This is a genomic window from Streptosporangium roseum DSM 43021, from assembly GCF_000024865.1.
Taxonomy (GTDB): Bacteria; Actinomycetota; Actinomycetes; order Streptosporangiales; family Streptosporangiaceae; genus Streptosporangium; species Streptosporangium roseum.
In genome coordinates, this window is sequence record NC_013595.1 from 3,306,109 (window position 1) to 3,320,471 (window position 14,363).

Genomic DNA, 14,363 nt, shown 5'->3' on the forward strand with positions numbered 1-14,363 from the left:
CGCTTAGACAGGGCGTTGATGGGGCAATGGTTAGGGATACCCCAGCCAGGTTGAACCGAGGTGGTGTCGATGCTGATCGGTACGATTCTGCAAGGTAAGGGAACGGATGTGACAACCGTTCACCCCGAGGCGACGGTGACCGAGCTCCTGGAGCTTCTGGCCGAGCACAACATCGGCGCCGTGGTGGTCTCCGAGGACGGCTCGTCGATCGCGGGCATCGTCTCCGAGCGCGACGTGGTGCGGCGGTTGAACGACCGGGGCGCGGACGTGCTGACCGCCCCGGTGTCGTCCATCATGACGACCGACGTCCGCACCTGCCCGCCCACCGCCAATGTCGACGACCTGCGGCAGACCATGACCACGCACCGCATCCGGCATGTCCCGGTCGTGGCCGACGACCGGCTGGCCGGGATCGTGAGCATCGGCGACGTCGTCAAGAGCGCCATCGAGTCGCTGGAGACCGAGAAGGCCTACCTGGTCGACTACCTGCACCGCTGAGGCCCGCCCCGGTGGGGCCGCGGGTCCGGTCCCGCTCCGCGGAGAGCCCGGGTCCCGCCCGGGAGGAAGCCGGGCGGAAGCCGGATGGGGCCCGGCGCGCACCGGCGCCGGGCCCCACGGGTCGCTACTGCACGGTTATCTTGTCGACTTCGATCGTGATGCCCTTCACCTGCGGTGTCGACGTGCCCGTCGTCACCGACCCGCTGCCCGCGCTGACTCCCTTGACCTTCATCGTGTAGGTCAGGGTGCCGCCGGGGGCGCCGGGCGTGCTGGTCACCCGCAGGTCCTGGGTCGGCGGGCCGGTGATCTGGCCGCCGGCCGTACCCTCGTCGTTCTCGGCGCCGACGGTCAGGCCGTAGGACGCCGGGGCGTCGCCGGGCAGGTTGTCCGGGTCGTAGGTGTAGGTGATGTCCTCGGTCCCGTTCAGCCCGATCCACTGCTGGAACACCTTGGCGTCCGTGGTGCCGTAGACGTTGAGGCGCCATTCGACGACGAGCCAGTCACTCACGCCGTCGGTCAGCGTTCCGACGTAGACGCCCGGCGCGCCGGTGCCGTCCAGGTCGGTCCAGTAGGGGGCGAGCACGTTGTTCGGGGTGGCCGGGTTGGGCAGCGACTGCGGGGTGGCCGAGATGTCGGTCGAGCCCGCGGTGCCTCCCGCGACGGTGTAGCCGTTGGCGACGACGCCGATCCGGTTGTAGGTCTTGCCCGCGTAGGTGAACGGCGGGACGGTGAAGTTCAGCGCCTGCTCGTCGCCGATCGGCGTCGGCGTGATGCCGAAGGCGTCGAGCGGCAGGTAGGGCGCGGGCCCGGTGCCGGGGGCGATGCTCGGGCTGTCCGGCTGCCTGGCCGTCAGGGTGGTCTTCGCCGTCGCGATCTGGGTGCCGACCTTGGTGGCGCCGGTCACGGAGTTCAGCCGCAGCTTGCTGTCCAGCGTGCTGACCGCCGTCACCTCGGCGTCCTCAAGGGTGGTGTTCTGCACGCTCACCGTGCAGGTGGACTCGCCGGTGTTGCGGGCGATGGTGTCCGGCACGCAGGTCTGCTCGACCGGGACGGCGCCCTCCTTGCGGAAGAACGCCACCGGCAGGTGCAGGTCGCGGCTGCCGCCCGACTGCTTGAGGTTGACCTGGCCGAAGTACTGCCCCTCGGGCAGGTCCGGTGCGGTGACCACCACCGTGATCTTGGCGGTCTTGCCCGGCTTGACGCTGAAGCGGGGCGGCAGCACCGTGATGTTCGCCCCGCTCACGCTCGTGCCCGAGGTGGTGTAGGTGAGCGTCTTGTCGGTGACGTTGGTGAACGTCCGCTTGGCGGTGATGAGGCCCGGCATGGTCGGGGCGTTCACCGAGGGCAGGTTGAGGTCGATGCGGTTGAGCTCGTCGTTGGCGGAGGCGGCGAAGTTCTCCGCGGTCTCGTTCAGCGTCAGGCCCGGATCGCCGGCCTTGGTCAGGTCGATGCGGCCGCCGCCGAAGTCGAACGGGTCGGCGGGGGTGACGCGGTCCTGCTTGGTGACCGAGGTCTTGGCCGTGGTCTCCAGCGCGGACTTGACCTGGCCCGGGGTCCAGTCGGGGTGCAGCGCGAACACCAGGGCCGAGGCGCCGGCGACGTGCGGCGACGACATCGAGGTGCCCGCGATGACCTGGTACAGGTTGCCCTGCGGCCCGCCCGCCGGACCCTCCAGCGCCGGCGTGGTCCCGGCCAGGATGTGCAGGCCGGGCGCGGTGACGTCCGGCTTGAGGAAGTCCCCGCCCGGCCCGCGGGAGGAGAACGTGGTGATCGCGTCGCCCTGCCAGGTGGCCTTGGCGCCCTGGGTGAAGCTGCCGGTCGCGCCCGGGTTGGCGGACAGGAAGGCCAGCAGCGCGTCGCTCTCCGGCTTGTCGATGTGGACCGTCGGGATCCAGTGGTTGTCGGTCATCACGTCGAGCGGCGTGGTGTTGTACAGGATCATTCCGGCCGCGCCGCCCTGGAGCACGCTGTGGCTCTTGAGCACCCGGTTGGGGCCGCGCTCACAGGCGACGATCTTGCCGGTGAACAGGCCCGCGGGGGCGGGGGAGGTGCACAGCGCGTTGGAGTACGGCGGAGCCGAGGCGAGCACCACCGGCAGCGGCGAGTTCACCCCGGCGGTGATGGAGGCGCCCTTGACCGTGGCCGTCGCGCCGCCGGAGCCGGCCAGCGTGATCGTGGACTGGAACGTCCTGGTCTGCGTGGAGGCCGCCACGGTGGTCACCCACGGGCTGAGGTGGTTGGCGGTCGCCGCGCCCGGCCCGGCGTTGCCCGCCGAGGCCGACACGAGCACGCCCGCCGCGTAGGCGTCGAGGAAGGCCAGCTCCACCGGGTCGCTGTAGGGGGAGGTGCCGCCGGAGATCGAGAAGTTGATCACGCGGACGCCGTCGAGGATCGCCCGGCCCACCGCCTGCGCGGAGTCGGAGGGGAAGCAGCCCTCCACGCCGCAGACCTTGTAGATCGACACGTGCGCCGCCGGGGCGATGCCGTGGATCGGGCCGCGGCTGATGCCGAGCGGGTTGGCGTCGGCCACCGGGCCGCCGGCCGAGGTGGTCGCGGTGTGGGTGCCGTGGCCGTTGGAGTCACGGGCGCTGTCGGGGTAGACCTCGCCGGGGAACACCGCGTTGTAGGTGTCGAGGAACGGCGCGCCGCCGATCAGCTTCTTGTTGCAGGAGAACGGGTCGGCCGCCGGGGTCAGCGGGTTGTCGCCGAAATCGCAGACCCGCGGGGTGCCGTCCTTGGTCGGGGGTGCGGCGGGCAGCGTGCCGGGGTCGGCGAACTGGGGGTGCTCCGGCCAGGCGCCGGAGTCCAGGATGCCGACGACGACGCCCTTGCCGGAGGAGGCGCTGCCGCCCAGCTTGCTGTAGATCGCCGGAGCCCCGATGAAGGAGGCGCTGGAGTCGGTCAGCAGCTGCTCGGGCCGGTCCTCCTGGACGGCCGCCACGCCGGGCAGCTTCAGCACCTCGGCCGCCTTGTTGGCGGGGATCCGCAGCGCGATGCCGCCGTAGACGGTGCGCAGCTTCTGCCCGGCCTTGGCGCCGGGGACGCTCTTGGCCAGCCCGGCGAGGAAGGTGTTCTCGACTTCCTCGATGTGCTTTTCGTATTTCCGGGCATCGGCGCTTTTGACATCGAGAGCCTTGCCGGTCTTGGCGGGGCTGGTGGCGGGAAGTCCTTCAAGCCCACCCTGGTAGGCGGCGTAGGAGTCGTAGTCGAGTTTGACCATCACGCTGACCGTGGCGCCCGAGGTGGACTTCAGCAGCGCCTGGTCGCTCTGGGCGAGCTTGCCGGTCGCGGACTTGGCGCCCTGGACCGGTTCACCGCCGGTCAGCGGGGTCGCCGTCCACTTCTTGGCACCCGGGGTGGGAGTCGGATCAGCACTCGCCGGCGGCGCCATCGCCGCGACGAGTCCGGCGGCGACGGCGAGCATCGCCACGCGCCTGGTCCGTGATAAATGGGACTTCCTGGGCAACGAGACCTCCCTGTAGGGACGCATGACCACGTCACGCCGGAAGGAGGTGCCGGGTCACCCGGGCATGCCTGGATCAGGGCATGGCTGAGGAGGACTCGACCCTCCCCGTTGGGTGACGAGAGAACGGCCACCCGTAAAGGCGGCCGATCATGCAGGGAGCCTAACTAGAGATCATTTATTTGCCTAGATCGTGGAATTGCCACAATCAACGGATTAATTGGTCAAATTTAATTACTCGGTCAGCCCAGCGGCCCATTAGGGCATCGTCGTGAGTGATGGCCAGCACGCCGGCGCCCGTCCTGTCCCGATAGGCATTCACGACGGCGACCAGGTGCGCCTGGGTCGAGGCGTCCAGCATGGTGGTCATCTCGTCGCAGATCAGGTAGCCGGGCTCCAGGGACAGGGCCCTGGCCACGCAGGCCCGCTGGAGCTGGCCGTCGGAGACCTCGTGCGGCCGCCGGGTCAGCAGGTCCCGGGTCAGCCCGACCTCGGCGGCCAGCTCGCCCGTCCGGTCCCCGCCGGGCCGTCCCGCGGCGGCCAGGGGTTCGGCGATGATCTCGGCTACGGTGAGCCGGGGGTCCACGGCGAGCCTGGGCTGCTGGTAGATCAGCGCGATCCTGGTCCGCAGCTCGCGCGCCGCGCGCTGGCGCCACCGCCGTACGGGCCGCCCGTCCACCGTCACCGATCCGGCGGCGGGCCTGAGCATCAGCGACAGCACCCGGGCCAGAGTGGACTTGCCGCAGCCGCTGGGCCCGCCCAGGCCCGTCACCCCGCCCGGTTCGACGACGAACGAGACGCGGTCCAGCGCGACCTGCCTGCCGTACCGGACGGTGATCTCCCTGGCCTCAAGCACGCTCGCCCTCCAGGACGTGATGGCAGGCCACGCCGTCCGACATCGCCGGCGACGTCTGGCAGGCGGCGCTCGCGGAGGGGCAGCGCGGGGCGAAGGCGCAGCCGGCGGGGAGCCGGGTCAGCTCGGGAGGCATGCCGGGGATCGGGACGAACGCCCGGTCGGGCTGGGCGTCGACCAGGCCGGCGGCGTAGGGGTGGCGGGGCCGCTCCAGGATCCCGGCGGCGGGGCCGAGCTCGACCAGGCGGCCGGCGTACATCACCGCGATGTCGTCGGCGACCTTTTCGGCCGCCCGCAGGTCGTGCGTGATGAGCAGGACCGCCCGGCCCTCGTCGCACAGCTCGCGGAGCGAGGCCATGGCCCTGTCGACCAGCGGCCGGTCCAGCCCGCCGGTCGGCTCGTCGGCCAGCAGCAGCCACGGGTCGCCGGCCAGCGCCATCGCGTTGGCCACCCGCTGGGCCATGCCGCCGGACAGCTCGTGCGGATACCGGTCGAGGTCGGCGGGGCGCAGGCCGTGCCGCTCGGCGAGCGTGTCCGCCCCGGCCCTCACCCGCCCTGCCGGCGTGCCCAGCTCCCGCAGCGCCTCCTCCAGCTGCGCCCGCGCGGTCCGCACCGGGGTCAGGTGCGTGGCCGGGCTCTGCGGGATCAGCCCGATCGAGCGGCCCCGCACCTTCCGCGCCAGCACGGCCTGCGAGGCGCCGAGCAGCTCCAGCGGGTCGCCGTCCTGCTCCAGCCAGGCCTGGCCGGAGACCTCGGCGTTGCCGGGCAGCAGCCCCAGCAGCGCGTGGGCCAGCACGGACTTGCCGCAGCCGGACTCGCCCACCAGCGCCAGGCACCGGCCCGGCCGTACCTCGAAATCGGCGTCGGAGACGGCCCGCACGGTCGCGCCGGGTATCCGGAAGGAGACCGTCAGACCGTGGACCCCGAGCATGTTCACAGCGACAGCTCCGATCGGTGGCGGGGGCTGAGCCGGTCGCGCCAGTGCTGGGCCAGCACGGCCACGGCCAGAGTGGGGACCAGGATGAACACGCCGGGGACCAGGCTGGACCACCAGTCGCCGGTCAGCAGGGAGTGCCGGCCGTCGTTGATCATGTTGCCGAGCGAGGCCAGGTGGGCGGGGAGGCCGAGGCCGAGGAAGCTCAGCGCGGTCTCGTGCCAGATCGCGTGCGGCACCATCAGCACCGTGGCCAGCAGCAGGTGCGGGAACAGGTGGGGCAGCAGGTGGCGGCGGACCACCCGCGACCGGCTCGCGCCCCCGGAGATCGCGGCCTCCACGAACGGCCGGGACCGCAGCGACAGCACCTCCGAGCGGACGATCCGGGCCGCCGTCGTCCAGTGCGTGACGCCCACCGAGACGACCACCGCCGCGGGGCTCGGCGCGAACAGCGCCACGATGAAGATGCCGAACAGCAGGTGCGGCACCGAGTTGAAGCCGTCGACGACCCGCATGAGCAGGCGGTCGGGCGTGCCGCCGAGGCTGCCGGCGGTCAGGCCCACGAGCCCGCCGATGACCATGCTGACCAGCGCGGCGACCAGGCCGACCAGGAACGACACGCGCAGGCCGTAGATCGAGCGGAGCAACACGTCCCGGCCGACCTGGTCGGTGCCGAGCGGGTGACGCGGGGACGGCGGCAGGCCGGCCGCGCGCAGGTCGACGAGCTGCTGGTCGAGCTGGACGAGTGGCGGCACCAGGAGCACGGCGAGCCCGAGGAGCACCAGCGCGGCGACGGCGAGCCGTACCGGACGCCGGGAGCGGGAGAGCGCCGGGGCGGGGCGCCCGGTGGAGTCCGTGGGCGCCGTCATCCGGCGACACCTCCGGCGAGTGCGACGGCGGTCATGTCAGCCCACCCCCAGGGTGCGGACGCGAGGATCGGCGATCGTGTAGGCGACGTCGGCCAGCAGGTTGCCGCCGACCACGGCGAGGGTGCCGAGCAGGGTGAGCGCGGCGAGCAGCGGGAAGTCCACGGCGAGCGCGGCCTGCACGGAGGCGGAGGCGACACCCGGCCAGGAGAAGACGGTCTCCACCAGGATCGCACCGGTGACCAGCTCGGGGATCCGCGCGCCCAGGAGGGTGAGGAAGGGCAGCAGCGCGGAGCGGAGCGCGTGCCGGACCACCACGGTCCGCTCGCGCAGCCCCCGGGCGCGGGCGCCGACCACGAAGTCCTCGCGCAGGGCGCCGATGACCGACTCGCGGACGTACAGGACGAGCCACGACGACTGGGAGATCGCCAGGACCGTCACCGGCAGGATCATGTGCGTGACCACGTCACCGGCCTCCACGGTCGCCGACGCGGCGTCGGTCAGGCCGCCGGCGGGCAGCCAGCGCAGCTCCACCGCGAACACCCAGATGGCCAGCAGCCCGAACCAGAACACCGGGGCGGCCTCGTTGGCGAACGCCCCGCCGGTGATCAGGCGGTCCAGCCACGAGTCCCGCCGCCAGGCCGCGACGGTCCCGGCGACCAGGCTCGCGGCCAGCATCAGCACGATCGCCGCGGAGGTGGCGAGCAGGGTCCACGGCAGCCGTTCGGCGATCACCTGGAGCACCGGCAGGTGCAGCGAGCGGGAGTCGCCCAGGTCGCCCCGGACCAGGTTGCCGAGCCAGGTGGCGTACTGCTCCAGGATCGGCCGGTCGATGCCCCAGTTGGCGCGGATCCGCTCGACCACCGCGGGGTCGGTGACCATGGCGCGGTCTCCCAGGTACTGGCGGACCGGGTCGAACGGGGACGCCTGGGCCAGGGCGAACATGCCGACCGTCACCGCCAGCAGCAGGGGCGCGGCGAACGCCAGCCGCCAGCCCACCATCCGCAGGAGAGCCGTTCCCAGGCCCCGGGAGGGACGCCGATCGGTGGCCGGCTGTCTCATGCCGCGGGCTTCCAGGTGTGGATGTCGCGGAACAGGCCGCCGACGGCGTGCTCGTGGGCGTCCACGCTGGGCTGTATCCCCTGGTAGCGGCCGCGGATCACGTAGACGTGCTTGAGGAAGACGAGGTAGGTCCAGACCTCGTCGTCGTGCACGATCTTCTGGAAGTCGCGGTAGGCGCGCTTGCGGGTGGCGTCGTCACCGGACTCGCGGCCGGTCCGCAGGAGCCGGTCCACCTCCGGGTCGCGGTACCGGCCGGGGTTGAAGAAGCCCTTGCCCGCGTAGGCGGAGTGGAACAGCTCGTAGTTGACGTAGTCCGGGTCGTACGGGCTGCCCCAGCCCATGATCAGGGCGTCCTTGGCCATGCGCGGCTCGATCGCGTCCCAGTCGAGTCCGGCGAGCTGGACGTCCACGCCGATCTTCCTGGCGTCGGAGGCCACCGTCAGCGCGAGGTCCTTGCGGAGCGAGTCGCCCGCCGGATACATCAGCGAGAACGCGGCCCGCCTGCCGTCCTTGACCCGTACGCCGTCCTCGCCGGGCTTCCAGCCGGCTTCATCCAGCAGCCGCCCGGCGGCCTCGGGATCCCCGGACGCGGCGCCGGTCACCTCCGGGGCGTGCCAGGCCGTGTCGGGGGAGACGGGGCCGAAGGCGGGGATGCCCGCTCCGGCGAGGATGGTGTCCACCATCGCCTTGCGGTCGATGGCCAGGCTGAACGCCTTGCGGACCGTCCTGTCCCCGGTGACCGGCTGGTCCAGCGGGAACATGATGCCGCGGTAGTCGGCGCTGGGCACCTGGTGGACCGTGACGTCCTGCCGGCCGCCGAACTGCGCCGCGGCCTTGGGCGGCAGGATCGTGGCGTCGAACTCCCCGGCCGACATCCGCGTCGCCCGGACGTTGTCGTCCTCGGCGAAGGCCAGCACCAGCCGGGTGATGGCCGGGGCGCCGCCCCAGTAGTCCCGGTTGCCCTCCAGCACGATCTTGTCGCCGGGCGTCCGGGAGACGAACCTGTACGGCCCGGCGCCGATCGGCCTGTCGCCCGTCAGCGGGGCGTCCTTGGGGACGATGCCGAGCGTGGCGCGCTGGACCAGCGGCGCGTAGGGATGGTGGAGGGTGAACACCACGGTCCTGGCGTCCGGCGCGGCCACCTCCTTGATCGCGGCGTAGTCGCCCCGGATCGGGGAGTTGTTGGCCTCCTCCAGCAGCGCCTCGTAGGTGTACTCCACGTCGGCGGCGGTGACCGGCCTGCCGTCGTGGAACCGCACGCCGTCGCGGAGGGCGAAGGTGACCGTCCTGCCGTCGGCGGAGGTGACCGGCGCGGCGGAGGCGAGCGCCGGTCTCATCGACAGATCGGGCCCGCGGCTCATCAGCCCCTCGTACATCAGCGATCCGCCGTCGGGCGCGTAGCCCATCACCGGGCTGAGGCTGTCGAACTCGGAGCCGAGGCCGACGACGAAGGCGTCCCCGGGGGCGGCGGGACCGCTGCCGGGGTTGGCGCAGGCGGCCGCGAGCAGGCCGAACGTCACGGACAGGGCGGCCAGGCGCCGGGCCAGCCTCATGGAGTCCTCCGGGGGATCGACAGAACCTCCCGGACACTAACCTTATTGCGAAAGCCTTGCAACTGAGAATGAAACGCGACGAGCCGGTACGCGTAAACTGGTCGGACGCGACCTGTGGGAGGCCCGGTTGAAGCTCAAGCTGGATCTGCACCCGATCTTCAACCGGGGCGGTGAGATCGACAAGGCGCTGCGGGGCATCATCGACGAGGCCATCAGGAAGAAGGCCACCGAGGTCGAGATCATCCCGGGCAAGGGCTCGGGCCAGCTCAAGAAGAAGGTCCTGCGCTTCCTTGAGCAGAAGGAGATCAAGGCCCTCTACCACCGCATCGACAAGGACGCCAAGAACCACGGCCGGCTGTTCGTGTACTTCCGCTACAAGTAGAGGCGCGATGCGCTGATCAGCGCAGACAACCCTCCTGGCCATGTCTGGGGCACGCCGGGGGCACACGGCCCGTCCGGGAGGAAGGCGTCCATCGCCTTCCTGGCACGATCGGCGGCGTCGGGGAACCGAAGACGGGCCGGCAGGGATCAGGCGATGTTGAGATGTCTCGTCGTGGCAGCGCGGGCGTACGGCGCCGGTACACCGGCGCCGCCGCGTCGGGAACACCCGGGTCACCGTCTGCCTGGGTGCTTCAGTTCACCGGCAGGGGAGCGCCCGGTCCGCGGGAGCAGAGCTCACTGCTTGCGAGGCTGGCTGAAGCGCACCATGTTGCCGGAGGGGTCGCGGAAGGCGCAGTCGCGCACGCCGTACGGCTGGTCGACCGGCTCCTGCAGCACCTCGCCACCCGCGGCGTGGATGCGCTCGAAGGTGGCGTCGCAGTCGTCGGTCGCGAAGATGACACCACGCAGCAGGCCCTTCGCCAGCAGCTCCGCCGCGGCCTTCTTGTCGGCGGGCGAGGCGTTCGGGTCCCCGATGGGCGGTTCGAGAACGATGTCCACGTCGGGCTGCGACGGCGCGCCGACGGTCACCCAGCGCATCCCCTCGAACCCGACGTCGTTGCGCACCTCCAGGCCGAGAACGTCCCGGTAGAACGCGAGCGCCTTGTCGTGGTCGTCGACGGCGATGAAGGTCTGTGAAAGCTTGATGTCCATGCGTTTCACACTAGGGGCGGGGAATCAGGTCTCGCTTCTCCATTCCTGACCGGTCGCGTGTAGATCTTGGCGACGCAGGCCGGGATGGCGGCGCCGTCGTCATGGCTGCGGGCCCGGTATGAGCTCGGGCTCTCGCCGACCAGCTCGGTGAACCGCGAGCTGAACGATCCCAGCGATGTACAGCCGACCGCGAAGCAGACCTCCGTCACCGTCAGGTCACCCCGCCGCAGCAGCGCCTTGGCCCGCTCGATCCGGCGCGTCATCAGGTAGCTGTACGGCGTCTCCCCGAAGGCGGCGCGGAAGCTGCGGGAGAAATGGCCCGGCGACATGAGGGCGACCCGCGCCAGCGCCGGAACGTCGAGCGGCTCCGAGTAGTCGCGGTCCATCAGGTCGCGGGCCCGGCGCAGCCGGACGAGGTCCTCCAACGTCACGTGACCACCATCCCACGGCGCCGGGCGCCGCCGGTGCCGCAGGATGGTGGAGGCCCGGCTGCGCGGTCTACGGCTGGAGTATCGGCAGGGGCGCGGGAACCGCTGCGCCGTAGCGCCTACTGATGTCTCCTACGTCGTCGGCGTGGAGGCCTCGTTCCCGTCCGATGACGCGGAGGATGAGCCCACGACCTCCTCAAGGCGAGAGCCGTAGAGGAAGATCCGTCCAAGGGTGATCAACGCCAGACCGGTCAGGAGTGTGCCGAAGGGAAACTTCCCGAAGAACAAGATGGACAGAGCCCGAGTCCCCAACGAGTCGTCCCCGAAGGGGAATATGTCGCTTTTCACAATCTCGATGAACTGGAGGCGCGCGACCTCTCCGATGAGAACGGCCGGAATGGCGCTCCAGGCGACGGCTTTTCCGAGGCGGCCGAGGCGGCGTCCCACCATTGGATCGAAGACCCCCGTCCGGCGGGCGCGGTACGTAATCCGCCAGAGACCCACGAGGAGCCCGGCGTAGACCACATGCACGGGGAGGGTGGCCAGCGTGACAAGTACGCGTTGGGGGATCGTCGGCCGATCGGAACACACCTTGATCTCGGTGACGTACGGTGTGACGCCGGATGTCAGCGCTCCGATCGCGTCGATCTCCCTGTCGCCTGCCGGCAAGCCCGCGTCCACACCGGACACGCAGACGCCGGCGTCCCCGAAACCGTAGAACGTGATCGGCGCGATCTCGCCGCCCGGCAGCTTGAAGATTCCGATGCCCAAGGTGACCACGGCCAGAACGGCCACTCCGTACACGATCATTGCCGCGAAGAACGAGAACGGGTTGGTCAACCTCTTGTGATCAGTCATCATCATCCGCTTCATCGAAACTCCTTGAGCGTGGAGACCCCGGGCTTTAGTCCTGGGGAGGAAACGCGGCACGGTGTCGCACGGTATTTCTCGAATGCGCGAGCGTGGTTAACCGGTCTCGCAATATCGTGTGAGGCATGGCGCGGATCGTGAAGCGGGCGTTCAAGTTCCGCTTCTACCCGACCCCGGAGCAGGCTTCCGAGCTTGCCCGGACGTTCGGCTGCGCCCGCCTCGTTTACAACAAGGCCCTCGAAGAGCGCAGCCGCGCCTACACCCTCGAAGGCCGCAAGGTCTCCTACGTGCAGTCGTCGGCGGCGCTGACGCAATGGAAGCGCACCGAGGAACTGGCGTTCCTGAACGAGGTGTCGTCGGTGCCGTTGCAGCAGGCGCTCAGGCACCTGCAGGCGGCGTTCGCGAACTTCTTCGCCAAACGCGCCAAGTACCCGACGTTCAAATCCCGTAAGAAGTCCCGGCTCAGCGCCGAGTACACCCGTTCGGCGTTCACCTACCGAGACGGCCGGATCACCCTGGCGAAGATGGGCGGCCCGCTGAATATCGTGTGGTCGCGTCCGTTGCCGGAGGGGGCGGACCCGTCCACGGTGACGGTGTCGAAGGACGCGGCCGGGCGGTGGTTCGTGTCCATCCTGTGCGAGGACACGATCGGCCCTTTGGACCCGGCTGAGGGCGTGGTCGGCATCGATGCCGGGATCACGTCCCTGCTCGTCTTGTCGCGGCCGATTCCCGGCCTCACCGACGCGGCGGGAAAGGTCGCCAACCCCCGCCACGAGCGTGCCGACCGCAACCGGCTGGCCCGTGCGCAGCGCGCCCTGGCCCGCACGGAGAAGGGCTCCGGCAACCGGGCCAAAGCACGGGTGAAGGTCGCCCGGGTGCATGCTCGCATCACCGACCGCCGCCGCGACCACCTGCACAAGCTCACCACCTCGATCGTCCGTGAGAACCAAACGGTCGTGATCGAGGACCTCACCGTGCGCAACATGGTGAGGAATCACTCGCTGGCCCGCGCCGTCTCGGATGCGAGCTGGCGGGAGCTGCGCTCCATGCTGGAGTACAAAGCGGCGTGGTATGGGCGGGAACTGGTGGTCGTCGACCGCTGGTTCCCCTCCTCCAGGCTGTGCTCGGCGTGCGGGGCCATCCAGCGGTCCATGCCGCTGAACGTCCGTGACTGGGTGTGCGCCTGTGGCGCCGCCCATGACCGGGATGTGAATGCTGCGAAGAACATTCTCGCCGCCGGGCTGGCGGAGAGGTAAAACGCCTGTGGAGGGCTGGTAGGACCCGACCCGCGAAAGCGGCGAGGGCGCGGCCCGGTGAAGCAGGAAATCCACCCCGTGAGGGGTGGAATCCCCCGGCTTCAGCCGGGGGGAGGATGTCAAGCTGGTTGATGGCTGTAGTGCGACGATAGGGCAAGTGTCGGTGTCTTTCAGTCGGTACGGCCGATCGCCGGTCCCGGCACGCGGCAACACTCCACGGAAAGATCCTCCGTCCATCGCATCAGTCCTGGCCGTATCCCCTGTCCTGGATGATCGGGAAGGTCGTCTGCGTCGGATGGATCCACTCATCGATCCGTTCGTGCGAAGAACGGCCGACGGCTCCGGGCTTCGCCGGACTCGCACGCGTCCTGAGCTTCCGCGCCGTCACCTCGCGATAGGACATGACCGCGGACGGATCACAGCTTGCGGAAGTTCCTGGACTCCTCGGCCGCCGCCAGCACCGCCTCCAGCGAGGCGCCCGTGCCCGCCGTGACGACGGCCGCGATCGCCCCCTCCACGAACGGCACGTCGGCGATCACCACGCCCGGCCCCTCCATCAGGCGGGCGGTCAGCACCGAGCTGCCCAGGTCGGGGATCAGTATCACCCCGTCGCCCCGGTCCACCTCCCCGATCGCCGCCTCCACCAGGTCGGGACTGGTGCCGACACCGCCGTCGTCGGTGCCTCCGGCCGCGGCCAGCGGGACGGCCGTGCCGCCGATCTGCGTGGCCAGGGTGGCGACCTCGGCGGCCAGCGGGCCGCTGTGCGAGATGAGGACGATGCCTACCATCGGAGGGTTCCGCACGCCGCCGCGGAGGTGTGGGGGAGTGCCCGGTCAGGGGGGCGCGTCAACGCGTCACCACCGTGCGCAGAGCGGCGAGGATGAGGGCGGTCGAGGCGGCCCCGGGATCCTCGTGGCCCACGCTGCGGGGGCCGAGATAGCTGGCCCGTCCCTTGCGGGCCTGCATCGGGACCGTCGCCTCCGATCCGGCGAGGGCCGCCGACGCGGCCGCGCCGATCGCCTCCTCCGGATCCTTGCCCTCCTGCGTGGCCCGCGACAGCGCCCGGACCGCCGGAGCGAGCGCGTCCACCATGGTCTTGTCGCCCTCGGCGGCCGACCCCAGCCTCTGGACCCCGGCCAGGGCGGCCTGCAGGGCGGCGGCGAGGTCCGCGGCCGACACCTCGGAGGCGTCGCCCAGGGCCTTGCCCGCCTCCCGGAACGCCGTGCCGTACAGGGGGCCGGCGGCTCCGCCCACCTTGCGGATCAGCGTGCTCCCCACCAGGACCAGCAGCGCTCCGGGGGTCTCGGGCTCGGTGCCGGCCAGAGCCTGGGTGATCGCGCTGAAGCCCCGGTCGAGGTTGGCCCCGTGGTCGGCGTCGCCGATCGCGGCGTCCAGCCGGGTCAGCCGGTCCTTCTCGGCCCCGACGGTCCGGGCGACCTCCTCGATCCACGCGGTGAAGAAGGCGGTGTCCAGGTCGGCGGCGCCCAT

At 70.8% G+C, this 14,363-nt stretch carries 13 protein-coding genes and 1 pseudogene; 3 read left to right on the plus strand and 11 right to left on the minus strand.

The annotated features are described in order from the left end of the window. Window positions 1-69: 69 nt before the first annotated feature. Complete coding sequence (locus SROS_RS14695) at window positions 70-498, plus strand: CBS domain-containing protein (RefSeq protein ID WP_012889730.1); 429 nt, start codon at window positions 70-72, stop codon at window positions 496-498. 124 nt (window positions 499-622) lie between these two features. On the opposite strand, the gene SROS_RS14700 is transcribed toward SROS_RS14695, so the two are convergent. From SROS_RS14700 to SROS_RS14725, 6 genes are all read right to left on the minus strand, one after another. Then, a complete protein-coding gene (locus SROS_RS14700; protein ID WP_218919839.1) occupies window positions 623-3,964 on the minus strand; it encodes a S8 family serine peptidase in 3,342 nt (1,113 codons plus the stop codon). 205 nt (window positions 3,965-4,169) lie between these two features. Beyond that, window positions 4,170-4,817, minus strand: a complete 648-nt coding sequence (locus SROS_RS14705; RefSeq protein ID WP_012889732.1) for an ABC transporter ATP-binding protein — start codon at window positions 4,815-4,817, stop codon at window positions 4,170-4,172. Further along, the gene (locus SROS_RS14710; RefSeq protein WP_043655643.1) at window positions 4,810-5,745 is read right to left on the minus strand and encodes an ABC transporter ATP-binding protein; all 936 of its coding nucleotides are present in this window, start codon (window positions 5,743-5,745) and stop codon (window positions 4,810-4,812) included. The genes SROS_RS14705 and SROS_RS14710 overlap by 8 nt, the downstream gene beginning before the upstream one ends. 2 nt (window positions 5,746-5,747) lie before the next feature. Beyond that, entirely contained in the window at window positions 5,748-6,617 is an 870-nt protein-coding gene (locus SROS_RS14715; RefSeq protein ID WP_012889734.1) for an ABC transporter permease, read from the minus strand. Window positions 6,618-6,653: 36 nt separating this feature from the next. Continuing rightward, on the minus strand, window positions 6,654-7,676 hold the full coding sequence (locus SROS_RS14720) for an ABC transporter permease (RefSeq protein WP_012889735.1): 1,023 nt from the start codon (window positions 7,674-7,676) through the stop codon (window positions 6,654-6,656). Continuing rightward, a complete protein-coding gene (locus SROS_RS14725) occupies window positions 7,673-9,229 on the minus strand; it encodes an ABC transporter substrate-binding protein (protein WP_012889736.1) in 1,557 nt (518 codons plus the stop codon). Before SROS_RS14725 ends, SROS_RS14720 begins: the two co-directional genes overlap by 4 nt. Before the next feature lie 127 nt (window positions 9,230-9,356). Between SROS_RS14725 and SROS_RS14730 the strand changes: the two genes are divergently transcribed. Continuing rightward, the gene (locus tag SROS_RS14730; RefSeq protein WP_012889737.1) at window positions 9,357-9,611 is read left to right on the plus strand and encodes a Smr/MutS family protein; all 255 of its coding nucleotides are present in this window, start codon (window positions 9,357-9,359) and stop codon (window positions 9,609-9,611) included. Window positions 9,612-9,904: 293 nt separating this feature from the next. Here the strand turns inward: SROS_RS14730 and SROS_RS14735 are convergent, their stop codons facing one another. From SROS_RS14735 to SROS_RS14745, 3 genes are all read right to left on the minus strand, one after another. Continuing rightward, window positions 9,905-10,321 carry a VOC family protein gene (locus tag SROS_RS14735; RefSeq protein ID WP_012889738.1) on the minus strand — a complete coding sequence of 139 codons (417 nt, stop codon included), beginning with the start codon at window positions 10,319-10,321 and terminating at the stop codon, window positions 9,905-9,907. 5 nt (window positions 10,322-10,326) lie between these two features. Then, window positions 10,327-10,707, minus strand: coding sequence for a helix-turn-helix transcriptional regulator (locus tag SROS_RS14740; protein WP_218919974.1), 381 nt, complete (start codon window positions 10,705-10,707; stop codon window positions 10,327-10,329). A 174-nt stretch (window positions 10,708-10,881) separates the two neighbouring features. Continuing rightward, a complete protein-coding gene (locus SROS_RS14745) occupies window positions 10,882-11,622 on the minus strand; it encodes a DUF2975 domain-containing protein (protein WP_012889740.1) in 741 nt (246 codons plus the stop codon). Window positions 11,623-11,744: 122 nt separating this feature from the next. Between SROS_RS14745 and SROS_RS14750 the strand changes: the two are divergent. Further along, a pseudogene (locus SROS_RS14750) lies at window positions 11,745-13,007 on the plus strand (RNA-guided endonuclease InsQ/TnpB family protein). A gap of 284 nt (window positions 13,008-13,291) precedes the next feature. On the opposite strand, the gene SROS_RS14755 reads toward SROS_RS14750, so the two are convergent. Together SROS_RS14755 and dhaL are read right to left on the minus strand one after the other, a co-directional pair. Continuing rightward, window positions 13,292-13,663 carry a PTS-dependent dihydroxyacetone kinase phosphotransferase subunit DhaM gene (locus SROS_RS14755; protein WP_012889743.1) on the minus strand — a complete coding sequence of 124 codons (372 nt, stop codon included), beginning with the start codon at window positions 13,661-13,663 and terminating at the stop codon, window positions 13,292-13,294. A gap of 58 nt (window positions 13,664-13,721) precedes the next feature. Beyond that, on the minus strand, window positions 13,722-14,363 hold the full coding sequence (gene dhaL, locus SROS_RS14760) for a dihydroxyacetone kinase subunit DhaL (protein ID WP_012889744.1): 642 nt from the start codon (window positions 14,361-14,363) through the stop codon (window positions 13,722-13,724).